This window comes from Serratia sp. BIGb0163 (genome assembly GCF_024809935.1).
GTDB lineage: Bacteria > Pseudomonadota > Gammaproteobacteria > Enterobacterales > Enterobacteriaceae > Serratia > Serratia quinivorans.
The window spans coordinates 261,362-287,038 of record NZ_JANUDZ010000005.1 but is presented as its reverse complement, the minus strand read 5'-3'; the positions used below and the strand labels follow the sequence as shown (position 1 = coordinate 287,038).

Annotated in this window: 24 protein-coding genes; 10 read left to right on the top strand and 14 right to left on the bottom strand. The window is 53.8% G+C overall.

All coding sequences use genetic code 11. The annotated features are described in order from the left end of the window. Nucleotides 1–145: 145 nt before the first annotated feature. A complete protein-coding gene (locus tag M2406_RS18545) occupies nucleotides 146–1,378 on the top strand; it encodes an Nramp family divalent metal transporter (RefSeq protein WP_259190991.1) in 1,233 nt (410 codons plus the stop codon). 221 nt (nucleotides 1,379–1,599) lie between these two features. Here M2406_RS18545 and M2406_RS18540 read toward each other — a convergent pair whose 3' ends face one another. Together M2406_RS18540 and mgrA are read right to left on the bottom strand one after the other, a co-directional pair. Continuing rightward, complete coding sequence (locus M2406_RS18540) at nucleotides 1,600–2,001, bottom strand: DUF2502 domain-containing protein (protein ID WP_012146127.1); 402 nt, start codon at nucleotides 1,999–2,001, stop codon at nucleotides 1,600–1,602. 230 nt (nucleotides 2,002–2,231) lie between these two features. Next, a complete protein-coding gene (mgrA, locus tag M2406_RS18535) occupies nucleotides 2,232–3,221 on the bottom strand; it encodes an L-glyceraldehyde 3-phosphate reductase (RefSeq protein WP_259190990.1) in 990 nt (329 codons plus the stop codon). Between the two features lie 248 nt (nucleotides 3,222–3,469). Here mgrA and M2406_RS18530 point away from each other — a divergent pair, with 248 nt between their 5' ends. Further along, entirely contained in the window at nucleotides 3,470–5,131 is a 1,662-nt protein-coding gene (locus M2406_RS18530; protein WP_259190989.1) for an alpha-keto acid decarboxylase family protein, read from the top strand. On the opposite strand, the gene M2406_RS18525 is transcribed toward M2406_RS18530, so the two are convergent. Next, nucleotides 5,107–5,997: a LysR family transcriptional regulator gene (locus tag M2406_RS18525; protein ID WP_012146124.1), complete on the bottom strand. Its 891-nt coding sequence runs from the start codon at nucleotides 5,995–5,997 to the stop codon at nucleotides 5,107–5,109. The two genes, M2406_RS18530 and M2406_RS18525, sit on opposite strands and share 25 nt — an antisense overlap. Before the next feature lie 99 nt (nucleotides 5,998–6,096). Between M2406_RS18525 and M2406_RS18520 the strand changes: the two genes are divergently transcribed. Beyond that, entirely contained in the window at nucleotides 6,097–6,549 is a 453-nt protein-coding gene (locus M2406_RS18520) for a multidrug/biocide efflux PACE transporter (protein WP_012146123.1), read from the top strand. Nucleotides 6,550–6,615: 66 nt separating this feature from the next. Beyond that, nucleotides 6,616–7,308, top strand: a complete 693-nt coding sequence (locus tag M2406_RS18515; protein ID WP_259190988.1) for an aspartate/glutamate racemase family protein — start codon at nucleotides 6,616–6,618, stop codon at nucleotides 7,306–7,308. Here the strand turns inward: M2406_RS18515 and M2406_RS18510 are convergent. Beyond that, on the bottom strand, nucleotides 7,305–8,552 hold the full coding sequence (locus M2406_RS18510) for an ion channel protein (protein WP_017893558.1): 1,248 nt from the start codon (nucleotides 8,550–8,552) through the stop codon (nucleotides 7,305–7,307). The two genes, M2406_RS18515 and M2406_RS18510, sit on opposite strands and share 4 nt — an antisense overlap. Before the next feature lie 340 nt (nucleotides 8,553–8,892). Here M2406_RS18510 and glk point away from each other — a divergent pair, with 340 nt between their 5' ends. Next, on the top strand, nucleotides 8,893–9,858 hold the full coding sequence (gene glk / locus M2406_RS18505) for a glucokinase (RefSeq protein ID WP_112363913.1): 966 nt from the start codon (nucleotides 8,893–8,895) through the stop codon (nucleotides 9,856–9,858). 88 nt (nucleotides 9,859–9,946) lie between these two features. On the opposite strand, the gene M2406_RS18500 is transcribed toward glk, so the two are convergent. From M2406_RS18500 to M2406_RS18480, 5 genes are all read right to left on the bottom strand, one after another. Continuing rightward, nucleotides 9,947–10,462 carry a DUF4823 domain-containing protein gene (locus M2406_RS18500; protein ID WP_259190987.1) on the bottom strand — a complete coding sequence of 172 codons (516 nt, stop codon included), beginning with the start codon at nucleotides 10,460–10,462 and terminating at the stop codon, nucleotides 9,947–9,949. A gap of 181 nt (nucleotides 10,463–10,643) precedes the next feature. Next, nucleotides 10,644–11,870: an OFA family MFS transporter gene (locus tag M2406_RS18495; protein WP_017893556.1), complete on the bottom strand. Its 1,227-nt coding sequence runs from the start codon at nucleotides 11,868–11,870 to the stop codon at nucleotides 10,644–10,646. A 324-nt stretch (nucleotides 11,871–12,194) separates the two neighbouring features. Next, on the bottom strand, nucleotides 12,195–12,929 hold the full coding sequence (locus M2406_RS18490; RefSeq protein WP_112363872.1) for a LytTR family DNA-binding domain-containing protein: 735 nt from the start codon (nucleotides 12,927–12,929) through the stop codon (nucleotides 12,195–12,197). Beyond that, nucleotides 12,926–14,617: a sensor histidine kinase gene (locus tag M2406_RS18485; protein ID WP_135345200.1), complete on the bottom strand. Its 1,692-nt coding sequence runs from the start codon at nucleotides 14,615–14,617 to the stop codon at nucleotides 12,926–12,928. The genes M2406_RS18490 and M2406_RS18485 overlap by 4 nt, the downstream gene beginning before the upstream one ends. A gap of 109 nt (nucleotides 14,618–14,726) precedes the next feature. Next, nucleotides 14,727–15,974, bottom strand: a complete 1,248-nt coding sequence (locus M2406_RS18480; RefSeq protein ID WP_112363875.1) for a DUF1479 domain-containing protein — start codon at nucleotides 15,972–15,974, stop codon at nucleotides 14,727–14,729. A gap of 188 nt (nucleotides 15,975–16,162) precedes the next feature. On the opposite strand from M2406_RS18480, the gene M2406_RS18475 reads away from it, so the two are divergent. Together M2406_RS18475 and alaC are read left to right on the top strand one after the other, a co-directional pair. Then, nucleotides 16,163–16,702 (top strand): GNAT family N-acetyltransferase, encoded by a 540-nt coding sequence (locus M2406_RS18475; RefSeq protein WP_259190986.1) that lies wholly within the window; start codon nucleotides 16,163–16,165, stop codon nucleotides 16,700–16,702. A gap of 121 nt (nucleotides 16,703–16,823) precedes the next feature. Next, nucleotides 16,824–18,059 (top strand): alanine transaminase, encoded by a 1,236-nt coding sequence (gene alaC, locus M2406_RS18470; protein WP_012146114.1) that lies wholly within the window; start codon nucleotides 16,824–16,826, stop codon nucleotides 18,057–18,059. 234 nt (nucleotides 18,060–18,293) lie between these two features. Here the strand turns inward: alaC and ypdK are convergent, their stop codons facing one another. Then, on the bottom strand, nucleotides 18,294–18,368 hold the full coding sequence (ypdK, locus tag M2406_RS18465) for a membrane protein YpdK (protein WP_112349011.1): 75 nt from the start codon (nucleotides 18,366–18,368) through the stop codon (nucleotides 18,294–18,296). 558 nt (nucleotides 18,369–18,926) lie between these two features. Next, the gene (locus M2406_RS18460) at nucleotides 18,927–19,367 is read right to left on the bottom strand and encodes a hypothetical protein (protein ID WP_259190985.1); all 441 of its coding nucleotides are present in this window, start codon (nucleotides 19,365–19,367) and stop codon (nucleotides 18,927–18,929) included. Nucleotides 19,368–19,656: 289 nt separating this feature from the next. On the opposite strand from M2406_RS18460, the gene mltB reads away from it, so the two are divergent. Continuing rightward, complete coding sequence (gene mltB / locus M2406_RS18455) at nucleotides 19,657–20,742, top strand: lytic murein transglycosylase B (protein WP_026142471.1); 1,086 nt, start codon at nucleotides 19,657–19,659, stop codon at nucleotides 20,740–20,742. Between the two features lie 56 nt (nucleotides 20,743–20,798). On the opposite strand, the gene M2406_RS18450 is transcribed toward mltB, so the two are convergent. After that, nucleotides 20,799–21,950: a porin gene (locus M2406_RS18450; protein WP_259190984.1), complete on the bottom strand. Its 1,152-nt coding sequence runs from the start codon at nucleotides 21,948–21,950 to the stop codon at nucleotides 20,799–20,801. Between the two features lie 422 nt (nucleotides 21,951–22,372). On the opposite strand from M2406_RS18450, the gene M2406_RS18445 reads away from it, so the two are divergent. Both M2406_RS18445 and M2406_RS18440 read left to right on the top strand, forming a co-directional pair. Continuing rightward, nucleotides 22,373–22,663 (top strand): hypothetical protein, encoded by a 291-nt coding sequence (locus M2406_RS18445; RefSeq protein WP_017893546.1) that lies wholly within the window; start codon nucleotides 22,373–22,375, stop codon nucleotides 22,661–22,663. 90 nt (nucleotides 22,664–22,753) lie between these two features. Further along, nucleotides 22,754–23,677: a DMT family transporter gene (locus M2406_RS18440; protein WP_259190983.1), complete on the top strand. Its 924-nt coding sequence runs from the start codon at nucleotides 22,754–22,756 to the stop codon at nucleotides 23,675–23,677. 337 nt (nucleotides 23,678–24,014) lie between these two features. Here M2406_RS18440 and dsdC read toward each other — a convergent pair whose 3' ends face one another. Together dsdC and M2406_RS18430 are read right to left on the bottom strand one after the other, a co-directional pair. Next, nucleotides 24,015–24,944: a DNA-binding transcriptional regulator DsdC gene (gene dsdC / locus M2406_RS18435; RefSeq protein WP_259190982.1), complete on the bottom strand. Its 930-nt coding sequence runs from the start codon at nucleotides 24,942–24,944 to the stop codon at nucleotides 24,015–24,017. Nucleotides 24,945–25,127: 183 nt separating this feature from the next. Then, entirely contained in the window at nucleotides 25,128–25,667 is a 540-nt protein-coding gene (locus M2406_RS18430; protein ID WP_041419001.1) for a DUF2058 domain-containing protein, read from the bottom strand. Between the last annotated feature and the right edge of the window lie 10 nt (nucleotides 25,668–25,677).

Below are 25,677 nucleotides of genomic sequence, written 5' to 3'. Positions count from 1 at the left end.
AATGTTCATCTACCTGCTAAACCTTTCGTTAAATCCGTGTTTTTTCCCTATTGCAGAGATAAGTATTACCGCCATAAATGCACTTGATAATTATTATCATTTACATAAGATAACCCCAGGCTTATTAGAAGTAAGGGTTCAGAACATGCTGAACAGTCGCGTGGTTGAGACCACCCCGCGCTCATCCAGGAAGATCAAACTTTCCCTGATGGGCCCCGCATTTATCGCGGCTATCGGCTACATTGACCCCGGTAATTTCGCTACCAATATCCAGTCCGGTGCCTCTTTTGGTTATACCCTGCTGTGGGTGGTGGTGTGGGCCAATGTGATGGCGATGTTGATCCAACTGTTGTCTGCCAAACTGGGCATTGCCACGGGTAAAAACCTGGCGGAGCATATTCGCGATCGTTTCCCGCGTCCGGCGGTGTGGGCTTATTGGGTTCAGGCAGAAATTATTGCGATGGCCACAGATCTGGCCGAATTTATCGGCGCGGCTATAGGTTTCAAACTGCTGTTGGGCGTGACTTTGCTGGAGGGAGCGATCCTGACCGGCATCGCGACTTTCCTGATCCTGATGTTGCAACAACGTGGGCAAAAATCTTTGGAATGGGTGATTGGCAGCCTGCTGCTGTTTGTCGCTTTGGCTTATATGGTGGAACTGGTGTTTTCCCGACCGCAGTTAGGCCCGCTATTAACAGGCATGGCGCTGCCAGATTTGCCGAACGGTGATGCGGTGTTTCTGGCCGCCGGGGTGCTTGGTGCCACCATTATGCCGCACGTGATTTATCTGCATTCGTCGTTAACTCAGGCGGCCGGGGAAAACTCAAAGGCCGACAGGTATGCTGCCACCAAGGTCGATGTGGCCATTGCCATGACCATTGCCGGGTTTGTAAACCTGGCGATGATGGCTACCGCCGCCGCGGCCTTTCACTTTAATGGTCACAGCGGTATTACCGATCTTGACCAGGCCTATCTGACGCTGCAACCTTTGCTGGGGCAGGCGGCGGCCACGATCTTCGGGCTGAGCCTGGTAGCCGCCGGGTTATCTTCTACCGTGGTGGGCACGCTGGCGGGGCAGGTGGTGATGCAGGGGTTTGTGCGTTTTTACATTCCGCTGTGGGTGCGCCGTGTGGTCACCATGCTGCCATCGTTTATCGTCATTATGTTGGGGATGGACGCCACGCGCATTTTGGTACTGAGCCAGGTATTACTGAGTTTCGGTATTGCACTGGCATTGGTGCCGTTGCTGTCGTTCACCGGGAATCGTGAGTTGATGGGTGAGATGGTGAATAGCCGCACCATACAGACGATAGGTAAGTTGATCGTGGTGGTAGTGGTGGGGTTGAACGGTTATCTGCTGGTCAGTAGCCTGCTGTGAGCGTCTATTAAATGAAAGGCCGGCAGTGCCTAATGCCGGTCAGCTAAGCAAAGTTCTGAATAATAATGTACGACTTTGCTAAAGCGATAGTCCCCCTCTCCAGAGGGAGAGGGCCGGGGTGAGGGGCTTTCGCGTAAGTATGTATCCCCTCACCCTAACCCTCTCCCAAAGGAGAGGGAACAATTTCACCTTAGCTGGCAGGCATTACGGCATGATGCCTGTCAGTCGTCGTGATCATGGTGGCGATGATCACGGTCATCATGATGTTTTTTCTTCCAGTGGTGCTTTTCATGATGCTTGTAGTAGTGCTTATCGTATTTGCGATAGCGGCCTTCATGATAGTAATAATTTTTGCGCCAGTAGTCGTTGTCGCGCCAGCGATAACCGTCCCAGTTGTAGCCCCGGCGGTTGCGGTCACCCAGGTAGCGCCCCTGATGGCCCTGCCACCAGTCACGGTCGCGCCAGTCATAACCGTCCCAGTAACGGCCGCGGTTGTCTTGTTCGCCGATGCGTAATGAAACGCCTGGCATCAGATCGATACTGAGGCCGTCAGCCTGAGCTTGCTGCATGGCTGGCAGTGTCGACGCCACCAACAGGGCGGCCAATAACAGAGGTTTAAACATGAATTCTCCTTTCCGCCGCAGCGGCCCGGCCCTTTTTATAAGTAATGAAGCGCGTTCATCAGTTTATAAAATGGCCTTATAGTTTTACCTGCAATAGCGGCATCTTAGCCTTTGCGGATAGGGTTGAATCTTAGAGAGAATCTGAAAAACGATCGGGGGCGAGTGATTTAAGATTTGTCTGGCCGAAATAGGATATCGCCGGTGGGGAAACCGGCGATAATTGTAAGCGATTACATTAGTATTTGTTCGATCTGAGTTATTTCGTCATCGCTGAAGCTGCGATTAGCCAACATGCCGACGGCATCTTCTATCTGGCCAGTCTTGCTGGCCCCGATCAGTACCGAAGTGACGCGGTCGCCACGTAATACCCAGGCCAGTGCCATTTGCGACAGCTTCTGCCCGCGCTGTTGCGCCAGCGCATCGAGCCGACGCACCTTATCCAACTTATCGTCGGTGAGTTGGCCGGGTTGCAGGAATTGGCTGCTGCTGGCGGCGCGTGAATCTTGCGGGATCCCCTGCAGATAGCGATCGGTCAGCAGGCCACCGGCCAGCGGTGAGAAGGCGATGGAACCCACGCCGTGTTCTTCCAGCGTGTCCAGTAATTCTGGCTCAACCCAACGTTCGAACATTGAGTATTTCGGCTGATGGATCACGCACGGCGTGCCAAGTTTTTGCAGAATAGCAAACGCCTGGCGCGCGCGGTCGGCCGGGTAGTTGGACAGCCCGACGTACAGCGCCTTGCCCTGACGCACCAGCAAATCCAGCGTTGCCATGGTTTCTTCCAGCGGCGTATCCGGATCCGGGCGATGGTGGTAGAAGATATCCACGTAGTCCAGCCCCATGCGCTGCAGGCTTTGATCCAGGCTGGCAACCAGATATTTTTTCGATCCCCAGTCGCCATAAGGGCCTGGCCACATGGTGTAACCGGCTTTTGAGGCGATGATCAGCTCATCGCGCCAGGGCTTCAGGTCCGCGCTGAGAATACGGCCGAAGTTTTCCTCGGCGGAACCGGGGGGCGGGCCATAGTTGTTGGCCAAGTCAAAATGAGTGATCCCACGGTCGAAAGCGCAGTGGATCAGCTTACGCGCGTTGTCATACAGCGTGGTGTCGCCAAAGTTATGCCATAGGCCGAGTGAAATGGCCGGCAGTTTCAGGCCGCTACGGCCGCAGCGGCGATATTCCATATTTTGGTAACGTGAAGAATCAGCCTGGTAGAGCATAGGAACCCTTTTCAGCAGAGGTGAAATGAATTTTAGTGTATGCGTTTTCACAAGGGTTGTCAGAGTCCCCGATCACGCTTAATCGCCATAACGGGACAAATACGGCGGGTGAGGTATTCCCCATGCCTGCCAATAGGGCGTAGATGTAACGCTGGGTTGCCAGTCGTTTTTTATACACAAAGCTCGAAATTCATACCACATCTTCGATACTTAATACTGACAATCTCAAGTGTTGGCAGGTGATGATCATGAATACGACCTATAGAGTGGCTGATTACCTACTCGATCGTTTGGCTCAGATCGGCATCCGACATTTCTTTGGCGTGCCGGGTGACTACAACCTGCAGTTTCTCGATCATGTCATCAGTCATCCGCAAATTACCTGGGTAGGCTGCGCTAATGAACTCAATGCTGCCTATGCCGCAGATGGTTACGCACGCTGTAAACCGGCCGCCGCTTTATTGACCACCTTTGGCGTGGGCGAACTGAGCGCGCTCAACGGTATTGCCGGCAGCTACGCCGAATATCTGCCGGTGATCCACGTGGTGGGTGCGCCAACGTTACGCGCGCAGCAGGCCGGTGATTTGCTGCACCATTCGCTGGGGGACGGTGACTTTGGCCACTTTGCCCGTATGGCGAAAGAGGTAACCGTCGCGCAGGCCAGCCTTACCCCCGACAACGCCGAGGCGGAAATCGACCGTCTGCTGACCATCGCGCTGTTTGAGCACCGTCCGGTCTATATAGTGTTACCCAGTGAGGTGGCGGAAGCACCGTTGGCATCCCGGCCTGCGCCGCTGGTGTTACGGCAGGCGCATCTTTCCCAGGCGTCACTGCAAGCTTTTATCGCCGCCGCGCGGCAAATGCTGTTACCGGCCAGGCGGGTGTCCCTGCTGGCAGATTTTTTGGCGGAACGTTTTGGGGCGGAAAAAGTGCTGGAACAGTGGATGAATGAGGTTGAGATACCGCATTCAACCATGCTGCTGGGCAAGAGTGTATTGGATGAAACCCATGCCTGCTTTACCGGCACTTACGCCGGTGCCGCCAGCGATCCACAGGTGAAGCAACTGATTGAAGGGGCCGATGTGGTGATTAACGTCGGCGTGCGCTTTACCGATACCATTACCGCCGGTTTCAGCCACCATCTGCCTGCGGAAAAATGCATTGATCTTCAGCCGTTTGAAGCACGGGTAGGGCAACAGGTATTTAGCCACATCCCGCTGCGTGATGCGGTAATAGCACTGCACCAGTTGACGCTATCGTTGGCAAAACAATGGCCAGTACCGGCCATTAAACGCCCGACGTTGCCCGATCCGAACGGCAGCGGCCTGGATCAGCACGGTTTTTGGCAACAGATACAGGACTTTCTGCGCCCGGGCGATATTTTGATCGCCGAACAGGGCACCGCCTGCTTTGGTGCGGCGGCTCTTGGCCTGCCGCAAGGCTGCCGGTTTATCGTCCAGTCGCTGTGGGGCTCTATCGGTTACACCCTGCCGGCGGCGTTCGGTGCACAAACGGCGGAGCCGGATCGGCGGGTGGTGTTGCTGATCGGCGATGGTTCGGCTCAGCTCACGGCGCAGGAACTGGGTTCGATGCTGCGTGATGGACAAAAGCCGGTGATCTTCCTGCTCAATAATGAGGGGTATACCGTTGAACGGGCCATTCACGGCCCGCAACAGCGTTACAACGACATCGCCCAGTGGAACTGGACGCAGTTACCGCAGGCGCTGGCGGGCGAGCATCAGGTGAAAACGCTGCGGGTCGCCGATCCGCAGCAGTTGCGCCAGGCGCTGAAAGAAGTTGGCGACAGCCCACAACTGGCCTTTGTGGAAGTGATGCTGCCGAAGATGGACATTCCCGAACTGCTCGATAGCGTTTCACGCGCCATTCACTCGCGTAACGCGGCCGCCTGATCCGCCGCGTTCTCCAGCAGGCGTTCCAGTAACCAATACCCCGCCGGCCCCGGCGGGGTCAGTTTCGACCATACCGCATCCACTGAAATCAGCTTCGGCCAGCCGCGGGGCTTGAGCTCGGTCAACTTGTCATGGCCGTATTGTTTTACCAACCAGTTCGGCAGTACGGCCCAGCCAAACCCTTGTTCCGCCATTTCCAGCAATAGCAGGTAGCTGGGAGCTGACCACACCAGACCGCCGGAGCGGGCGGCTTCAGCGCCGCTATAGGTATTGAGGATGAGTTGGCGCGTGCTGGACAGTTGTTCGGGCGTGGGGGAGGCCGTCTGTGCCAGCGGGTGCGAGTGGGTGACGAACAGCCCCATTTCCGTTTGTTCCGGCAGCCGCGCAAACCCGATGTCCGGCGGGTAACTGGCCTGAACCTCCACCATGCCGAGATGCGCGCGGCCGCTTTGCAACAGGTCAAGCACGTCGCCGTCTTCGGCGATCATCCACTCCAGTTCGATATCCTGATAGCGCTGTTCGAAAAGTTGCATCAGTCGATCATGGTGTTTCGGCTGATAGGTATCGGAGAACACCAGGCTGAGGCGTGGCTCGATATTGTCCGCCAGCCGAATGCTCAGTGCGTCCAGCCGTTCGCTGGCGGCAAGGATCTCCTGCACATGGCCCAGTACTTTGTGGCCGGCGGCGGTCAACACCGGTTGGCGCGCCTGGCGATCGAACAGGAGCAGCCCGAGATCGGCCTCCAGGTTGGCGATCGCCGTACTGATGGTGGACTGGCTTTTGCGTAGCTTACGGGCGGCGGCAGAGAACGAGCCGAGGGCGGCAGCTTCAACAAACGCCTGCAGGGCTTCAGGGGAATAGCGCATGATGTATCTACTTTATCGATGGAACCTATTTTTAATCTACCCAAAAAATCGATGATAATCACCTGACTTTAGCAATAACAGTAAAAAAACAGGTGATGTATGCAACTGCAAAACAAGTCTTTCATTGAACGTATCGTCCACGCCGTCGGTTTTGAAGCCATCGCAGTGATGATCTGCGCCCCGCTGGGCGCGTGGTTGCTAAACCGTTCGATGGTACAGGTCGGTGCGTTGGCGGTGATGTTGTCCACCGTCGCCATGGTATGGAACATGGTTTATAACACCGTTTTTGACCGCCTGTGGCCAGTGGGCCGCGTGGTGCGTAATCTTAAGGTGCGGGTGTTTCATGCCCTGGGTTTTGAGGCCGGGTTTGTGTTGATCGGCGTACCGATTGCCGCCTGGATGCTGAGCATCTCTTTTGTGCAGGCGTTTATGCTGGAACTTGGTTTCTTCCTGTTCTTCCTGCCGTACACCATGTTCTATAACTGGGCGTACGATACCCTGCGTCAGCGCTGGTTCGAGGCGCGCCAGCCGGTCAATTCCTCGGCTAAATAAGGCGTCGTCATCACTGCGATTCTCAGGTAATGTCGGATCATTGCAGCAATGACGGAGGAGCAAACGATGAAAGTGTTGGGCCTGCTGGGCGGCATGAGTTGGGAATCAACCATACCTTATTACCGCATGATCAATGAACAGGTGAAAGAGCGCCTCGGTGGCCTGCATTCGGCCAAAATTGTGCTCTACAGCGTCGATTTTCACGAGGTTGAACGCCTGCAGCATCAGGGCGACTGGGACGGCGCGGGGCGTTTATTGGCTGCCGCTGCGGCCTCGCTGCGTGCCGCCGGTGCGCAGGCCATCGTCATTTGTACCAACACCATGCACAAGGTGGCGGATGCGGTTGAACAGGCCAGCGGCTTGCCGTTGATTCATATTGCCGACGCCACGGCATTGCAGGTGCGCCAACAGGACATTCGCCGCGTCGGGCTACTCGGCACGCGTTTTACCATGGAGCAGGAGTTTTACCGTGGGCGCTTGCAGGAAAAATACGGCATCGAAGTGGTGGCCCCGGTGGCGGCCGATCGCGACATTGTGCACCGTATTATTTATGAAGAGCTGTGCCTGGGGAAAATCCGTGATGCGTCGCGTGATGAGTACCGCCGCATCATCGGCGACCTGGAACAGCAGGGGGCGCAAGGCATCATTTTCGGCTGCACCGAGATTGGCCTGCTGGTCGGCGCGCAGGATGCGTCAGTGCCGGTCTTCGACACCACCGCCATCCATGCGCGCGCCGCAGCGGAATACGCGCTCGCTTAATCGTCCTGCGCAGAGTGGCGCTTGCCCACCAGCATCAGCGGTTTGCCCGCCAGCACCAGCCAGGCGGGCAACATCACCACACAGAGTATGGGCAGCAGATGCAGTTCCGGCACCACGGCAACGGCCATAAACAGGCTGAGCCAGCCGTCACGCGTGACCACCAATACCAACCCCATAATGGCGCAGGAAACGGTAATCGCTGCCGGTACCGCCGGAACATGCTGATGCAGCATCAGGCCCAGCGCTACCCCGACAAACACCGCCGGGAAGATACGTCCACCACGAAAGCCGCTGGCGGCAGCAATCACCAGAGCCGCCAATTTGCTCAGTGTAATCAGCAGTAGCTCCGTGACAGAATAATTCTCTCCGATCGCCAGCCGCTTCATCTCATCGAGCCCTTTAAACAGGGTGATGTCGCCACCGATTAACGCCAGCAACCCAAGCACAAAACCACCCAATCCCAGCATCAGCACCGGATTTTTTATCGAGTGGAACAGACGGTGGGCGTGCGGGAAGCCCCATAGCGCCACCATGCCCAGTGCGATGGCGATCAGGGCGACGATGGAACCACTGAAAATATCCGTCAGTCGGGTGACGGTGTAGGGATCAAGCTGCAGGGCAAAGTTCGGCGTGAAAAATAACTGTGTAGTGACCGCACCGGCCGCTGCCGCCATTAACGGGGCAAATAGCCGATCCCACAGCGGCACGTCATTATTGCCTGCCAGCGTTTGTGAAAAGATCAGCGCAGCGGCAACCGGGGTACCGAACAGTGCGCCGATGGTGCCGGCCGCGGCCAAAATAATCCAGTCCATGCGTGGGACTTTCGGTAGCAGGCGCGAACCTATTGCCACCACCAGCGCAATATTGATGGCGGTGATCGGGTTTTCCGGCCCCAGACTGACGCCACCCACCAGGCCAACGATCAGTGCCAGCGTAAGACCGGGCAGCGCCGAAAGTGGCAGCGGCATCCCAATCAAAGATTCAGTGGCCGGATCAGGCCCCGCATGACCAGGCATATAGCGGATTATCAGCCCAACGGCGACGCCGGTCAGCGTCAGAATGCCGATCAGCCACCAGGGCGAATGAGTATCGATATTCATAGCCGCAGGAATATTCACCCACAGCAACCGCTGCAGCGCATCGGCGAACTTCATCACCAGAATGAGCACCAGGCTTGAGGCCGAACCGATAACGAGAGCGGGCAGAGCGAAAGCCAACATGGCATTGGCGCGCGGGTGCAGCATGCAGGGATCCCTTTTCAATGGCGCTGGATGGCAGGCCGAACGGGTGATGGTTATGGCCACAGCTTGCCAGACAATCGGCACTCTGGCACGCAATGATATTTCCGGCCGGGCGTGAAGGCCGCAGCCGGTTAATAGTGCCTTTCTGTCATGACGGTTAACAGTGACTATGGCGCGTTTTTTGCCGCAATTTGTTTCAGATGGGGCTGAAAAGGGTTGGCTGAAACGTTTTTTGTGATCCGGATCGCTAATGGATGGCCGCGCAGCGGATGGTGATTGTTGTTTTTGCAGCGGGATTTTACAGTGTGGGCAGCTTTCTATTATTCATTTCGCGGAGAAGATACTGATGACTTATGCCCTCGTAGGTGATGTAGGCGGCACCAATGCCCGCCTGGCGTTGTGCACTGTGGCGACGGGTGAAATTACCCAGGCGAAAACCTATTCCGGCCTGGAGTTTGACAGCCTGGAGGCGGTAATCCGCCAATACTTAAAAGATCAGGATATCCAGGTACAGGACGCCTGTATTGCCATTGCCTGTCCGGTCACTGAAGACTGGGTGGCGATGACCAATCATACCTGGGCGTTTTCGATTAAACAGATGAAGGCCAGTCTGGGGCTGAGCCATCTGGAAGTGATCAACGACTTTACCGCCGTTTCGATGGCGATCCCGATGCTGTCGCCAGAGGATGTATTGCAGTTCGGCGGTGGTAGCGCGCAGAAAGACAAACCTATTGCGGTGTATGGCGCCGGGACGGGTTTGGGGGTGGCACATCTGGTGCACGTTAATCGTCGCTGGGTGAGCCTGCCGGGCGAGGGTGGCCACGTTGATTTCGCACCGAACAGTGAAGAGGAAGATATCATTCTGGAGGTGTTACGCGCTGAAGTGGGCCATGTGTCTGCCGAGCGAGTGCTGTCCGGGCCGGGGCTGGTCAATCTTTACCGCGCTATCGTCAAGTCCGATAACCGCCTGCCGGAAAAGCTGGAGCCGAAGGACATTACCGAGCGCGCACTGGCTGACAGTTGTATCGACTGTCGCCGCGCCCTGTCGCTGTTCTGCGTTATTTTGGGGCGCTTCGGCGGCAACCTGGCGCTGAACCTCGGCACCTTTGGCGGCGTTTACATTGCCGGTGGCATCGTGCCGCGCTTTATGGAGTTCTTCAAAGCCTCCGGTTTCCGTGCGGCGTTCGAGGATAAGGGGCGTTTCAAGGATTACGTGCATGACATTCCGGTCTTTATGATCACCCATGGACAACCCGGTTTGCTGGGTGCCGGCGCTCACCTGCGCCAGACGCTGGGTATGCATCTGTAATCATAACACCGGCAAAGCAGCATACCGCTGCTTTGCCGGAATGATTTATACCAAGATTTTTAGGACTGAATCTTGGCGGCAAGTTCATTTAATACAGGCTGGAGATATATGCGTTAACAGGTTCAGGCAATAAGTCTTGTGGATGATCTCCTCCAAATGTAGCCCACTTGCTTTTCCCGTTAATAATTGTTGAAGCAACTCGAACATTTGATTCTGCATTGTATATGGTGATTTTTACTTCTATTTTGTCAGGTATGCCGGACCATTCAGTAGCTCTGTCTTCCCAGTGTAATATCTGTGGAATTACGTAATACCCACTACTAATTGGGTGATTACTCTTCAGGCAAGCAGTGTCCTCGCAGTTTGCAAAAATACTTACGTTATCTGAGTATCGCAAAAAGGCAGCTTTAACAGCTGCTGCTGTCGCATTACCAGAACCTGCATAACTATGTGTTTCATACACGCCATCAGCAGGTTTCGCTATGACTACGGGGGTATCTTTAATTAAAAGCTCTGTATTTTTTTGAATGTTATTTGTGTTGTATTTGGCTGAGCAACCAGCCAGCAATAATATTGCAGAAGAAAACAGTAATAAACTTTTCACTTCCCTATCCTCGACATTAAATTCTGCTCATCATAACAATGTTTTACAAACCCAGAACAATAATTATTAATTTCCTTGCTAATTATTAATTATTGTGTCAATTGCTATTGTTTCGCTATTAATGTCTCAATGCTAAAAGGGGCGCAACCGTTAAGTTGCGCCCCTTTTATCGTTTTAGGCGTTAGGCTTTTGCCAGCTGCGCCTGCGAGAAGTGTTCTTCTTCCTGCGCTACCGCTTTCGGTGCCTTGATGAACAGGGTGATTATCAGAGAAGCCACTGACAGCACGCCAATCACGATGAAGGTCGCATGGAAGCCGCCGAAGTATTTGGCGACAAACGAACCGGCCAGTGCGCCCAGACCGAAGCCCTGATAGATGATGCCGTAGTTTTTGCTGTGGTTTTTCAGGCCGAAGAAGTCACCGACAATCGCTGGGAATACGGTGATGTTGCCACCGAAGCAGAAGGCGACGGCACCGACGCAGATGAAGAACAGGGTGTGGTTCAGAGTCAGGAAGCTCAGCGCCACAATCGCCAGAACGGTGACCAGCATGGTAAAGCTGATGACGCGCATGCGGCCCACTTTATCGGACAGCGTACCCAGAATAATACGGCCTGCGGTGTTAAAGATGGCGACGGCGGAAACGGTGTTGGCGGCGGTAGCCAGGTCCATCCCAGCCAGTTGTACGCCCATGTCTTTCACGATACCAATCAGATACAGACCACTCATACAAGCCGCGAAGAAGATGATGAACAGCAGGTAAGCTTCTTTGGTCGCCAGCATTTGGCGGACGCTGAAGTCATTGCCCAGGCCGTTGGTCCCTTGCTGTGCAGACTGGCTCACCAGTACCGGCTCTTTCAACAGCAGGGAGCCCAGTACAATCAGCGCCATCACAATGGCACCCCAGTAGAAGAAGGCAGAGGACACACCAACGTCGGCAATCAACGCGGCGTTAACGTATTTGAACAGCAGGCTACCGCTACCGAAAGCCCCCACCGAAATACCGGAGATCAGCCCTTTGTTGGCCGGGAACCATTTGATCAGGTTGGACAGGGTAGAGATATAAGCGATACCTACCGCGAAACCGACCACCACCCCGGCCAGCAGATAAACCATATTCAGTGAGCTGACGTAGGCGCTGGCAATCAGGCCCAGCCCCACCAGGATGCCAGAGCACAGGGTCAGGTTACGGATCCCGAAGCGTTCCTGCAGTTTGCCGGCAAATAAAGTGGCGAAGGCCAGGAAGAAGCTGGTGATGGAGAAGGTGGTGGCGACGTCAGCGAGGCCCCAGTGGAACTTGTCGACCAACGGCTGGTTGAACAGACTCCAGGTATAGATAGTACCGAGACCCATCTGGCAGATGATGGTACCCAGAACGATTAAGCTGCGATTTGCCGGTTTGGTGTTCATGGCCGGGCTCCTTCCTGTGTGTGCATTGCCGGGCGTTAGCCGTTGGCTGAAATTTGCGGGCGCTGTCTTGAACCCCGCGGTATGGGCATATTATATGGCTGGTAGTACCAGCCGGCGGCGGATCGGGAATGAGTTGCACAAGGGAAGGAATGAAATGCATCTACCGCGGCATGAGTTGCCGTTTTAAGGCTTAAAAGGGGATGAAATGCAGCGGGTGGCGCGTGATCTAAATCAAGAATGTTAGCGATTTATCGCCGATCACCCGCAGGCGATCGCGATAATCACGGTCATTATTGGACGGTAGCCGCTGGTAACGGCCGGCGATTATAAACGCATCAGTTTGCGAAAATCTTTCACCTTGCTGCGGCTGACCGGCACTTCAAAATCCAGATCGCTCAGCCGCAGAATATAAGTGTTGTTGAACCAGGGCACGATCTCGCGGATTTTAGACAGATTGACGCAGTAGGAACGGTGGCAGCGGAAGAAATGCTCTTCAGGCAGGCGCCCGTAAAACTCGGTCAGGTTCATCGGCATCACAAACTCTTCACGCCGGGTATAAACCCGCGTCACTTTCTCATCGGCGGCGGCATAGTAAATGTCGTTGATGTCGGTAACGATAATCCGCTCGTCTTTGATCAGGTTAATGCTGTGGCTGCTGCGATTCGGTGCGCTGGCCTGCTCCGGTAAAGTGGCGGGGCGGTTATGCAGCGCTTCCAGCTTCTGCAGCATGGTGACGATACGCGCTTCGTGATAGGGCTTGAGGATATAGTCAAAGGCCTCGATTTCGAATGCTTCCACCGCATGCTCTTTATAGGCGGTGATAAACACAATAGAAGGACGGTGTGCGAATTTGCTGATGTTCTGCGCCAGCAGTACCCCGTCCAGCGACGGGATATTGATATCGAGAAAAATGGCGTCAACCTGATGGGTCTGCAGGTATTTCAGCACGTCCAGCCCGTCCTCGAAGGTGGCTTCGATAACGATATTGCTGTGTTTTTTAATCAGGTAACTGAGTTCTTCCTGCGCGAGGAACTCGTCTTCAACGATGATGGCTTTCATGAGAGCTCCCCGGCCGGCAGTATGTTGTTCTCTACCGGCAGTTTGCCGCCATTTTTGCTGATGTAAAAGGCAATTTCGGTGCCGGGTTCCAGGCGACGGATGCGAAGCCCTTCACCGTACAGCAGGGACACCCGGTGATGCACGTTCAGCAGACCGATGTTGTGCCCTGGCATCTCGTTGCGGGCCACCCGTTCGATGACCTGTGGGTCGATGCCGTGGCCGGTATCTTTGACTGAAATCTTGACCCGGTCACCCTGATCTTTCACCGCAATCACCACCACGCCTTTGCCTTTACAGGGTTGGATACCGTGCACGATGGCGTTTTCCACCAGTGGCTGGATCAGCAGGCTGGGGATGCGTACCGAAATATCGTCATCGATGTCATAAATCACCGTCAGCTTGGCGCCGAAGCGTGCCTGTTCGATGGCAATATAATCCTGGATTTGGTGCAGCTCTTTGCGGATGTCGATTAACTCGTCATTCAGCTCCAGGTTATAGCGCAGGTAGCGTGACAGGTTGATAATCAGTTGGCGCGCGGTGTCCGGATTGGTGCGGATCGAGGACGAAATGGCGTTAAGCGCGTTGAAAAGGAAGTGCGGGTTGATCTTGCTTTGCAGGGCGCGCATTTCCGCTTTGTCCGCCATCTGGCGCAGATGCTCAATACGCGAGACTTCCATTTGGGTGGAGATAATCTGCGACAGGCCGACCGCCATCACTTTCAGCGTATTGGTGATCTGATGGGCGTGGCAGTAGTAAATTTTCAGCGCGCCGGTCACTTCGCCTTTCTCCCACAGCGGGATCACCAATTGCGAGTGGATCTGCGGCGTGGCCGGGTTTTCCAGATTATTTTTGATGATGATCTTGCCGTGCCGGATGCTTTCACGGGTCACGCGACTCAGGCCTTCGCGGCCAATCGGGTAGGCTTCTTCCCCCACCCCGACATAGGCCAGCACCTGATGGGTATCGGTGATGGCTACCGCGTCGGCCTGAATGTCCTGGCGAATGATATCGCAGATGGTGGCCAGCGTTTCACTGTTGATATTGCGAAAATATGGCAGCGTTTTGCGGGCAATATCCAGCGCCAGTTTGGCCTGGCGGGCAGCGATCACTTCTTTTTCGTCTTCCACGCTCTGCACCAGCAGCACGATCAGGCCAATGCACACCGTGCCGAGGATCATCGGCAGGGCAATTTTGGAGACGATATCCAGCCCCAGTTCGGTCGGCCTGGCCCACAGCACGATCAACAGCATGGTCAGGCATTCACACAGCATGCCGCCGATGATCCCGGCGCGCCAGCGCTGTTCTTTCTTCACCTTCAGGTTGATATACCCGGCACCGATCCCGGCAATGATACTGGTGATCAGGCAGGGAACCGAGGTAATGCCATCGATATCTATCAGGTAGCGATGCACCCCGGCAATGATGCCGGTAATGATCCCCACCCAGGGGCCGAACAGAATGCCGCCGGCCATGATGGCGATCACCCGTACGTTGACCAGCGAACCTTCAACGTTAACGCCGGAATAGGTGCTGAACAGGGCAAACAGCGAGAAGATGGCGGTGACCATGGCCAACTCCAGCGGCGTATGGTCCTCTTTTTGCAGCAACTGGCGGAACAACCGGGTGCGGGTGAGGAAAAACAGGCAGATCAACATCAACGCGGCGCGATCAAATACCGCTAACAGCATTTCAAAAAAGGGGTGCACGGCGGGCTCTCGCTGCGGCGGAAAGATACCGGGAGTATATCACAGCGAATTGACCCCGTGACGGCCGGGCGGCGCGCCACGGGGCAGCGTATTATTTATTAATGCCCAACTGTTCCTTGCCGAGCGCTGTCAGCAGGTCAACCGTGGCCCGGCCGACGAAGTCCACTTCGAAATCATCAGGGGCGAAATCCGGCGGGGTTTTGCCGGCGATAAAGCTCGGCAGCTGACGTTGCAGGTAGGCATCATTTTTCTCGCAGCCCGGCGCGGCAGCGATGTACATTACGTTGCTGTCGAATTCGCCGTTATGCTCATTTTCCACCGCGTGGATCACGTCGCAGTGCCAGAAAACCGTATCACCCGGCTCTAAATCGGGAATAGGGGAAATCCCACTGATTAAAAGGGGATGCCATTTTTCGGAGATCGAAAGTGCCCGTCCTGGGGCGGCATCGCACAGATCATCGTCGGCGACGTCATCCTGCAGCGCACGCAGCAGCACATAAGCCATGGCGTTGGCCACCGGCACCAGGTTCAGCGTGCCGGCATTGGTGCGCTGCGGCGTCAGCGCCGTCCAACCCTGAAAGGTGCGGAACATCGAGCACACTGCCGGTGAAGCGATTTCACGCACTTCGGTGCGGCCGTCGGCGGCGAACGGATCATAATCCTGCCAGTTGCCGGAGAACACGTGGCGATAGACGTAACGGAAGTTCTCATCCAGCCAGCGCTCAATGGTGCCGCTGTCTACGTGCGGCGACAGGCCCAGCGAAGAGGAGTTCGGCGGACGGCGACGGGTGCGATCGGCGTAGGTGGCGACGCGTGTCGGATCAAAATGCTGTTTTCCGTTGCTTTCGGTTTCCCACAGGCTGTTAAGGAATACCTGTACCGCGTGCATGCGGGCGTCCTGGCGGGCTTCCACCTGCGGTTTTGACCAGTAAATGCCGTAGATTTGGGGCTTGCTGGCGGCCAGTTTGCCGAAGTAGTTGTCTTCGGCGGCCCCTTTCAGACGTTCGACGAAGTTGTTGCGGTCGAGGTAGTCGCCGATTTCCCGGTTCCAGGCCGTAGCCTTATCACGGGGAAAAACGCCGCGAATGGCGCAGGCACCGCGCTGTTTAATCAGCGCTTTTTGCTGCTCGCTGACGCGCTGTTGAAGGATATCTTCGGCATCGATTTGCGGCACCGGGTTTTGACCGGCGGCCAGCTCCTGGCGGATTTGTTCGACCTGCTGACGGATATTGTCTTCCAGTGCCAGGAAGGTCTCACGGTAATTTGGTAATGCCTGGCGCAGTTGTTGTTTGATGGTTTTAATTGCGCCTGGAATATCGTCAATCTGTAAGGAAGCCATGGTGTTCTCCTCGTGTTGCGGATGAGCAACGACGGACGGTTGTAGGGGACCGGGTAAGGCGTTATGGTTTTGTTGTTTTGACGTTAATGATTATCTGGATTTAATAGGGGAAAATAAAGGGATATCTTTCATTCGTAACTTCCTCATTTTCGTTTTTCGGAGATCTTTGTTTTTAGGAGACAGAAGCAATGAAGTTGGTAACTGAGCGTTTGACCCTGGAGTCGTTGACTGCCGATGACTGGCCGCTGTTTTTAAGCCTGTATAAGGATCCTGATGTGATCCGTTACATCTCCGACCCGTACAGCGATGAGGGCATCCTCAGTCGTTTCGAGGCCCGCTTACCAACCTGGGACAAGCATTTGGATCAATGGTTGTGCCTGGTGTTGCGAGAGAAAGAGAGCGGTGAAGTGGCTGGCATGACCGGTTTTCGTCCGATGTGGTTGCCTAATCAACAGGCGGAAGTGGGATACGCCTTGCTGCCGTCCGCGCAAGGTAAGGGCTATGGCAAGGAATCACTGCGTGCGGTGCTGGACTTTGGCTTTAATGGCTGCGGTTTCCATAAGCTGACTGCGACGGTGACCGCAGGCAATATTGCCTCGCGCCGGTTGCTGGAGTCCTGTGGCTTTCTGCTGGAAGGTACGCTGCGCGATAATTACCGGCTGGCGGGGCAGTGGCGTGATGACTGGCACTTCGGGCTGTTGGCGAGGGAATTTAAGGCCGGGGAATAAAAAAGTTGTACTGGGTCTCGACAAGCCAGTCGAGGCTGGGATATGTTCAATATCCGGTCAATCTTTAGGTTGGCCAGCGTCGCTCGGATGGTCCGGGCGCTAACGTCTCTTCGAGGTATCTATGGCTGATAATAGTCCGCAACGCCGTTTCACGCGTATTGAACGTCTTCCCCCTTACGTATTCAACATCACCGCCGAACTCAAGATGGCTGCGCGCCGTCGCGGCGAGGATATCATCGATTTCAGCATGGGCAACCCCGACGGGCCAACCCCGCCGCATATTGTGGAAAAGCTCTGTACCGTTGCCCAGCGTGACGATACCCATGGCTACTCCACTTCGCGGGGGATCCCGCGTTTGCGCCGTGCCATTTCACGCTGGTATGCCGATCGCTACCAGGTGGAGATCGATCCCGAAAGCGAAGCCATTGTTACCATAGGTTCAAAAGAAGGGCTGGCGCACCTGATGCTGGCGACGCTCGACCACGGTGATACCGTGTTGGTGCCGAATCCGAGCTATCCGATCCACATTTACGGTGCGGTGATTGCCGGCGCTCAGGTGCGTTCGGTGCCGCTGGTGGAGGGAGTGGATTTCTTTGGTGAGCTGGAGCGCGCCATTCGTGAAACCATTCCACGTCCGAAAATGATGATCCTCGGCTTCCCGTCAAACCCGACAGCCCAGTGCGTAGAGCTGGACTTCTTTGAACGCGTGGTCGCGCTGGCCAAACAGTACGACGTGCTGGTGGTCCACGATCTGGCCTATGCCGATATCGTTTATGACGGCTGGAAAGCGCCCTCGATTATGCAGGTACCCGGCGCTAAGGATATCGCGGTGGAGTTTTTCACCCTGTCGAAAAGTTACAATATGGCGGGCTGGCGTATCGGCTTTATGGTCGGTAATCCGGAGCTGGTCAACGCGCTGGCAAGGATTAAGAGTTATCACGACTACGGGACCTTCACCCCGTTGCAGGTGGCTGCCATTGCCGCGTTGGAAGGCGATCAGCAGTGCGTGCGGGATATTGCGGAACAGTACCGTCAGCGCCGCAATGTGCTGGTGAAAGGGCTGCATGAAGCGGGCTGGATGGTGGAAAACCCGAAAGCGGCGATGTATGTCTGGGCCAAAATCCCCGAGCCTTATGCGCATCTCGGTTCACTGGAGTTTGCCAAACGTCTGTTGGCGGAAGCCAAGGTGTGCGTATCGCCGGGCATTGGCTTTGGTGACTACGGTGACACCCACGTGCGTTTCGCGCTGATAGAAAACCAGGATCGTATCCGTCAGGCAGTTCGCGGCATCAAAGCCATGTTCCGGGCTGATGGGCTGATCAAACCGGCCAAGAGCAGCCCGGCAACCACCAAATAATCACTTCAGGCCGGCGTATTCACGCCGGTTTTTTACTGATGTTGGTTCGGTTGGGATTGCATCGGCGGCATGGCACACCGGCTACCACTCGCCGCTCGAAGAGTGGCAGGTACCGCAGTCGATAACACTCTGCGCCGCATGATGCCGGGGAAATAGCCCCATTCAGAAACAACAAAGGGGCGCTGTGCGCCCCTTTATCTATATTCCCGATCTTTATTCCCGGTTATGCCTTGGTTATGCAACCATCAGCATAAAGGTGCCAATCCATGTAACCAACATGAATGAAACGCCAAATACGAAATATTTCACTGAACAACTCCCTTCTGGAGTCCCTCGCAAGCCAATGATCCCGATTGTTGTGCTGAGTATTTTGTGGATAGTCGGTGGTGGAGAGGCGGATCCTTCAAGAGGAAGAACAACGTCCTTGACCACAGATTACCCGGTTGTCGTGCTTCAAAGTCCGTGAGGTAAAACATGAACCACGACAGGATCGGCGTTAATGTACTCCCAATCTCAGCCTGATTACAATACTGTGTTTTTGATCACACTTTTTGACGGTTTTTTAACCAGCCGTGACTGTTTCTAAACGATTTTTATTTACCTTTTTCATCAGGCAAAAAAGGATTAGCCCGCTGAAGCGGGCTTTATAATTATGCTTGCTGTGATGTTATGAAAAGGGATCAGGCGACGGCGTTGGCACCGGTCAGCAGGATGGCCCAGAAGACAAGGCAACACAGCAGAATTACGGCCCAGATATTGCGGCGGCTCCACTCCATTTTTAGCCTTCACTTTTTGCTCTTGATGATTCGGTAATGAACACATCGGCGAAAAATGGAGAAAATTTAGCCCCCGAATAAAATATTTTTCTTATTGCTGGCGGATCTCTGCTACCGAGGTTTGTACCTCATATCCCAACAGGTAAAGAGCCTGTTCCAGCGCTTCTACCTTGGAGGCATAGGCCACATCCAACAGGCGGTCCATTTGGCTGGCGTTAAAGCCCAGTTTACGCGCCAGGCTGGCTTTGGAAGTGGTATCGGCCAGCATAATGTTATGCAACTCGAGCTTGAGTTTAACCAGCACCGGCAGGTGGATCGCCAGCTCATCCGGCAAGGCACGAGAAGGGGGCGGTACCGGGCGGCCTTCTTCCATTTCCAGCGCGATAGCAATCAGCAGGCTTTCCTGTGCTTCCAGTTCGATGTCTTCACGCTTATAGCAGGCAGCCTGTTGCTGAGGAAAATCACGAAACTGAATCTGCCAGGCGTCGCTGTCGTTATCAAAGGTGTATTGGGCGGGGTAGTGGCAAGACATGGTATTTCCTGTTTGGGCCGGGAGTGGTGCGGCATTGTGACCGCTTGGCCCACAGATAGCCAGTGTTGTACCGGGTGGAGATGATAGTTGTTCTCATTGGCAGCAGGTATTGGTTGCCGTTGGTGCAGCTACTTACCCTAAGTCTTTCGTTGTTTCTGTGCTGTCCGTCACGTTTTCTTGAGTTTTGGCTTGTGGCGGTGTGATCGGCGACATAATCCGGTTTGTTCGCACCTGACAATGGATTAACATAACCCACACTTATCACTGGCCTGGCTTATATGGATATCCGATGCGTCATTTAGTTGTTCTTCTCCCTCTGCTTACCTTACTCACTGCCTGTAGCAGCGGGCCGAAGTCGACCCCAGCCACGCCTCAGGACAACACCGTGAAAGGCGGTTTTCTGCTGACACCAGCGCATTCCGGTCAGCCGTTGGGGGGCGATTTTGCCAACAATCCGAACACCGCCCGTTTTATCGATAAAATGGTGCAGGAACACGGTTTCGATCGGCAGCAGTTGCATGACGTGCTGGCCCAGGCCAGGCGGTTAGACTCTGTACTGCGGCTGATGGATCGTCAGGCGCCGACGCCAACGACCCAGGCACCGTCCGGCCCTAATGGTTCCTGGCTGCGTTACCGCAATAAATTTATTACGCCGGATAACGTGCAAAACGGCGTGCAGTTCTGGAATCAGTATCAGGACGCGCTGCAGCGTGCTTATCAGACCTATGGCGTGCCACCAGAGATCATTGTCGGCATTATCGGCGTTGAAACCCGTTGGGGCCGCGTGATGGGTAAAACCCGCATTATCGATGCGCTGTCTACCCTGGCGTTCGACTATCCGCGCCGTGCCGATTACTTTGCCGGCGAGCTGGAAACCTTCCTGTTGATGTCACGTACCGAAGGGGATGATCCGCTGGAGCTACGCGGCTCCTTCGCAGGCGCCATGGGTTACGGTCAGTTTATGCCGTCCTCGTTCAAGAGTTACGCGGTTGATTTCAACGGTGACGGCCACGTTAACCTGTGGGATCCGGTGGATGCCATCGGCAGCGTCGCCAACTACTTTAAAGCGCACGGCTGGACCAAGGGCGAACCTGTGGCCGTGCCGGCCAGCGGCCAGGCACCGGGGCTGGAAAATGGCTTTAAAACCCGCTATTCGGTGGCCAGTTTGTCGGAAGCTGGGCTGACGCCGCAAGGGTCGCTTGGTGGCAATCAGGAAGCCAGCCTGCTGCGCCTGGATATGGGGACCAGCTACCAGTATTGGTACGGTTTACCCAACTTCTACACCATTACCCGCTACAACCACAGTACCCATTATGCGATGGCGGTGTGGCAGTTGGGCGAAGCGGTGGGCCGTTCGGCGCGCGGCGGATTCTGATTGGGTTCCAAAACTGAAAAAGGCCGCGGAAGCGGCCTTTTTTACATCGGTAGCGATTAGAAATCGTAACGCAGACGCACCAGCGTCATATCGCCGAGGTTGTCAGTGCTTGACGTCAGCACGTGTTCCACATCGACGCGGAAACCGTAATCAAACTGTACGGTCACGCCCAGGCCGTTATCAATACGCTGATAATCGCGGCCGCTGACGTACTGCAAACGGTCGCCCATAAAGTACGGCATCACGGATTTCACCGCATATTGCCCTACCGGCACGGTGTAACCGGCCAGATATTCAATACCCCAGGCGTCACCGGCAAAGTAGTCGTTAACGTCGGCTTTTTTGGTGGTCAGGAAGTTGTTGTACCAGCCGCCGCCAAAGGTCAGCGTCCAGTTATCCGGTTTCCAGCTCAGCGCGGTACCCAGGATGTTCTGGTCATAATCTTTCGTAGCGTGGGTGGCAGGGTCACGCATCTCGGCGCGGGTATAGTTCCACGCGGTACCCCAGGTCAGGTCCGGCGTCAGGTGGTAATCCACACCCAATGAACCGCCGCCCTCGCGCTTGTAGCGCAGGCCATTCCCCGGCAGGTACTCGTTATCGCTGAACAGGTAAGAGGCATACACATCCGCATCGCCGAAGGTATTTTTGTACTTCAGCATTTTACGTGAACGGTAAGATCCGTCGTAATCCCCGTTGATGCCGTTCCCCGGAGCCTGGGCCAGCATGTCGTAATCCCAGATATCGGTTTTGGCGCCAACCACGTCGTAATACACGCTGTTTTGTTGGCCAAAGGTCAATTGTCCCCAGGTTTTGCTTTTCAAACCGGTGTACAACATGCGGCGGCTGGTGTTGTTGGCGCCCTCTGCATAGTGGTTATCCCAGTTGAACAGCGCAGGGATATTCACCCCCAGCTCGTAGTAGCTGATCCAGCTAATGTCGTCGAACAGGTAGTAATCGGCGGCGAAGCGGAAGCGGGTTCCGCCGTCAAAACCGTTACGCTTGTAAGAGCCTTTATCACCATCGCCGGTCATATTGTTGAACTGCGGACGGATGCTGCCGCCGACGGTAAAATTAAGACGGCTCAGCGGATCGCCCGCCTGTGGATCCTGCTTTAGCAGGGTAATTTCAGCCTGGGCGGCGAAAGAAGCACTGCCAACGATCAGTCCCAGAGCAATTGCCTGGGTTAATGCGCGCAATTTGTATGTCATTTTTTATCCCTGTGTGTACTTGCCGACCTCACTGAACCTTCTGGCATCAGTGATTTGCTCAGGAAATTTTCTGAGCGTTTTCATTGCTTTTAGCGTGGGTAAAGCGAAATGCATATGTAACACAATGTGCGTCACAAAAAGTTACTTTTCCTGCTAATTATTGGTTTTTTCTGTAACTGTCAGCAGGGAAGTGCCGCGATGCCGTCAGGCGGTGTAAAAACCTAACTTAATGGCGCAGCAATGACGATGATGTTCGGATGAATTCAGCTAACACGAAGGTTTATATTTTTCACTTGTCAGTGAATGGTATATGTCGTGTAATTTCATCGCGCAGAAAGATATTTAAATAAGCGGATATAACGTAATTGACCAAGCTGATATCTGCAAAATGGATAAGGTTAATAAGAGGCATGGAGAGGGCTATGAAAAAGTGTTTAATGTTGATTATTGGTCTGTTGCCATTACCCTTGATGGCGGCTGAGTCGCACGTTTGCCAGTCACAAGCTTATGATTATGCAAGTATTGGTAATCTTAGGCTGAGTGATGACACGGTCTTTACCTGTCGTGATATTGGGCGCGTCACCATCCCTGAGTTGGCCAAGCGGGGCTGGAAGGTGACCCACGTGGCGCAACAAACGGAATATACCGGTGAAGTCGACAGTGATAATGAAGTCATTAAGATGTACCAGGAAATAGTGGTTTATAAAGACTAACCTTTTATATTTTTCTCGGATTTATCCATCACCTTTTTATTAGCGGTGAGGGAAGGGTGTGTTTTTATTTAAGCGGCTTGAGGTGGTGTGATGAGTGCCAGAAAAAACATAGATAGCAGAGCTGCCGCCGCCATGATGATGATATGCGCCATATGGGGGCTGCAGCAGGTGGCGATCAAGGCCGCCGAGCCGGACATTTCTGCCGTACTGCAAATCGCCATTCGGTCGGGCATTGCCGCTTTGGCGGTTTATCTCCTGGCGCGTTACCGTCGCGAAAAGTTCGTGTTTGATCGCCCCACGCTGTTAGCAGGTCTGTGCGTCGGTTTTTTGTTCGCGTTGGAGTTCTTCTTTGTTTCCGAAGGGTTGCGCTATACCAGCGCATCGCATATGGCGGTCTTTTTGTATACTGCCCCCTTGTTTTCCGCCATCGGTCTGCATTTTGTTATCCGCCATGAGCGGTTGTCGTTGATACAATGGGTCGGTATTGCCATCGCTTTTGGCGGCGTGGTGCTCGCCATCTCCGGGATGAGTGACAGTTCGGGCGCAGAGAACTCATTGCGTGGCGATATTTACGGGCTGTTGGCGGGAATGTCATGGGGCGGCTCAACCATTGTCATTCGCACTACCGGGTTGGCAAACTGCTCATCAAAACAAACATTATTGTTTCAGCTCTCGGGAGCCTGCATTTTGTTATCTCTGCTGGCGATAACCACGCAGAGCGTTCATTTCAACCTGACGGCATTGGCCTGGACCAGCCTGATATTCCAAACGCTGGTGGTTTCTTTTATCAGCTATTTGATCTGGTTTTCTCTGCTGCGTCATTATCAGGCGTCCTCGTTGGGCATTCTGACCTTTATGACGCCTATTTTTGGTATTTTAGCCGGGGTAGTAATATTGGGGGAGCCGTTGCAGATTGAGTTTGTATTGGGTTCTATCCTGATCGTTTTAGGTTTGATTGTCGTGAGCTGTTCTTATTTATTTTATCTCAACAGAGGGATTGTACCTAAAATATAAACTATGGATGTTGATGTTAATACCTATCAAATAAGTTGTGAAAGCCAATTCACCATCACTATGCAAATATCGAAATATGCCTGGGGTTATCCTTTGATCACGCTCAGTGATAATGGCGATTTTTTTGTGGTGAAAAGTACTAAGCGCGGTCGGTTATCTAACCAGACGCCGGTCGAGATAATAAAGTTCTCCAATAACTATACTGTGGTATGGGATAACAGCCGCAAACATATTTATTACTCAAAGGCCGGGCAGTTATACAGCTGCGCACTCGATTTTTCTTATACTCCCAAGACTTGGTAATCCTTTTTAAACCACCGGCCAATGCCTCTGGCAATCAGACCAGAGGCTCTATTTTCATCATCCACTGTTTGAACGCGATAATTTTCGGCCACTGACGTTCGGATATGGTCGACACAAAATAGCAGTGTTCGCAGGGCAGGGTCATGTTGGTAAAGGGGATAATCAGCTCACCGCTTTTGATCCAGTCTTGCACCAGATTGAGTCGGCCCATGGCGACGCCAAGATGCTGTGTCGCCGCCAGCACCGCCAAATCTGAACGATCGAACTCCATGTTTTTACTGTCGGTATCCAGCCCTAAATCAAAATGTTGTGCCCAGGTCAGCCATTCGTCTTCACCCGAATTATATCGGTCATGCAACAGGGTGCAGTGCGCCAGGTTTTCAGGAGCATTGTAGAGGTCATGCGTTTTGGCGTATTGCGCAGTGCAGATCGGCACCATGGACTCCGACATAAAGGTTTCGTCCAGCTGTTTACCTGACGGCAGAAGCCCAAAGTACAGTGCTAAATCAACGCCCCGGTTGGCCAGGTTGATATTCTCCTGCCCGGTGAGAATGTTCAAATGAATGGTGGGGTACTGGGCAATAAATTCGCCGATCCGCGGAATCAGCAAGCATTGGACGATGGAGGGGTGGGAATAAATGGTCAGGGTGCCCGTCAGCTCTCGGTTTTTAATATCAAGAATTTCCTGAGTCAGGGCATCGAAGGAGTTGCTTAACGACCATTGCATCCGCTCTCCTTCCGGTGTGAGCGTAATTCTGCGGTGAAAACGTTGAAATAAAAGAAAGCCCAGCTCTTTTTCCAGCAGGTTGATTCTGTGACTTACAGCGCTGGGGGTAATTGACAGTTCTTCCGCCGCCAATGAAAAGGAGAGGTGACGAGCGACGCATTCAAAAGTATGCAACCGTGAAAATTGATAGCTGGTTAACGGATTGGCCCGTTGTGAATATTTCTTGTTGGGGAACATGCTATTACTCCATTCGCGACACAGAGCAATATTAACATTTTAATCAGTGGAACTAAAATACGATTTATTCTTGGATGACTGTGAGAATAGGGTTTTTGAGGTAAGGCAATGGTCACAGCCCATTGCCCTAAACTAACATGCCGAAATATATGACAGCTATGTGATAGCAATACGTGCTTTTTCCTACCACATCAAATCATCAGGAACAACAAAGTCGGCATAAGGATCTTCTTCGTCCTGTGCTTCCTGACTAAGCGCTGCATTTAACACAATACTGCTCGCATCACGTTGCGCAATTTTATCGGCCACGATCGCGGGTATAATTGCGTATTCGCTATCAACGCCATTCTCCGCAAGCAGACGCGCAATGGCGAGACGACCATTAATTAGCTGAGTTTGAGTCGTTTTATCCACATTGATATTTTTAATTAAATTATTGTCTGTGAAGTTATAGCTGATATTTCCCTTTGAAATAACGATCCTGTTCATTTCAATTAACTGTTTTACCTGAGCCTTATACTCTTTAGACAGGGCAGCTTGCTTTTGTTGCTCACTCAGCTGTTTATCACGTTCGATTTGTGCCTTTTTATTGACTTCCACCGCCTCTCTGGCCTCACGAGCCTGAACGCGTGATTTTTTAGCGGTTTTTTGCACTTTCGCCAGTTTCTTACTGTTGACCAATCCGGCTTTAAGCATCTGCTCTTGTAATGTTAGTTTTGTCATGTTCGTTTCT

Excerpts from the sequence above, each read along its gene's own strand:
- mgrA (WP_259190990.1), bottom strand. The coding sequence starts at position 3,221 with ATGCTCTACCAGGCTGATTCTTCACGTTACCAAAATATGGAATATCGC.
- M2406_RS18440 (WP_259190983.1), top strand. The coding sequence starts at position 22,754 with ATGAGTGCCAGAAAAAACATAGATAGCAGAGCTGCCGCCGCCATGATG.
- M2406_RS18475 (WP_259190986.1), top strand. The coding sequence starts at position 16,163 with ATGAAGTTGGTAACTGAGCGTTTGACCCTGGAGTCGTTGACTGCCGAT.
- alaC (WP_012146114.1), top strand. The coding sequence starts at position 16,824 with ATGGCTGATAATAGTCCGCAACGCCGTTTCACGCGTATTGAACGTCTT.
- M2406_RS18520 (WP_012146123.1), top strand. The coding sequence starts at position 6,097 with ATGCAACTGCAAAACAAGTCTTTCATTGAACGTATCGTCCACGCCGTC.
- M2406_RS18540 (WP_012146127.1), bottom strand. The coding sequence starts at position 2,001 with ATGTTTAAACCTCTGTTATTGGCCGCCCTGTTGGTGGCGTCGACACTG.
- M2406_RS18545 (WP_259190991.1), top strand. The coding sequence starts at position 146 with ATGCTGAACAGTCGCGTGGTTGAGACCACCCCGCGCTCATCCAGGAAG.
- mltB (WP_026142471.1), top strand. The coding sequence starts at position 19,657 with ATGCGTCATTTAGTTGTTCTTCTCCCTCTGCTTACCTTACTCACTGCC.
- M2406_RS18530 (WP_259190989.1), top strand. The coding sequence starts at position 3,470 with ATGAATACGACCTATAGAGTGGCTGATTACCTACTCGATCGTTTGGCT.
- M2406_RS18510 (WP_017893558.1), bottom strand. The coding sequence starts at position 8,552 with ATGCTGCACCCGCGCGCCAATGCCATGTTGGCTTTCGCTCTGCCCGCT.
- M2406_RS18490 (WP_112363872.1), bottom strand. The coding sequence starts at position 12,929 with ATGAAAGCCATCATCGTTGAAGACGAGTTCCTCGCGCAGGAAGAACTC.
- dsdC (WP_259190982.1), bottom strand. The coding sequence starts at position 24,944 with ATGTTCCCCAACAAGAAATATTCACAACGGGCCAATCCGTTAACCAGC.
- M2406_RS18460 (WP_259190985.1), bottom strand. The coding sequence starts at position 19,367 with ATGTCTTGCCACTACCCCGCCCAATACACCTTTGATAACGACAGCGAC.
- M2406_RS18495 (WP_017893556.1), bottom strand. The coding sequence starts at position 11,870 with ATGAACACCAAACCGGCAAATCGCAGCTTAATCGTTCTGGGTACCATC.
- M2406_RS18485 (WP_135345200.1), bottom strand. The coding sequence starts at position 14,617 with ATGCTGTTAGCGGTATTTGATCGCGCCGCGTTGATGTTGATCTGCCTG.
- M2406_RS18445 (WP_017893546.1), top strand. The coding sequence starts at position 22,373 with ATGAAAAAGTGTTTAATGTTGATTATTGGTCTGTTGCCATTACCCTTG.
- M2406_RS18515 (WP_259190988.1), top strand. The coding sequence starts at position 6,616 with ATGAAAGTGTTGGGCCTGCTGGGCGGCATGAGTTGGGAATCAACCATA.
- M2406_RS18430 (WP_041419001.1), bottom strand. The coding sequence starts at position 25,667 with ATGACAAAACTAACATTACAAGAGCAGATGCTTAAAGCCGGATTGGTC.
- M2406_RS18480 (WP_112363875.1), bottom strand. The coding sequence starts at position 15,974 with ATGGCTTCCTTACAGATTGACGATATTCCAGGCGCAATTAAAACCATC.
- M2406_RS18450 (WP_259190984.1), bottom strand. The coding sequence starts at position 21,950 with ATGACATACAAATTGCGCGCATTAACCCAGGCAATTGCTCTGGGACTG.
- M2406_RS18525 (WP_012146124.1), bottom strand. The coding sequence starts at position 5,997 with ATGCGCTATTCCCCTGAAGCCCTGCAGGCGTTTGTTGAAGCTGCCGCC.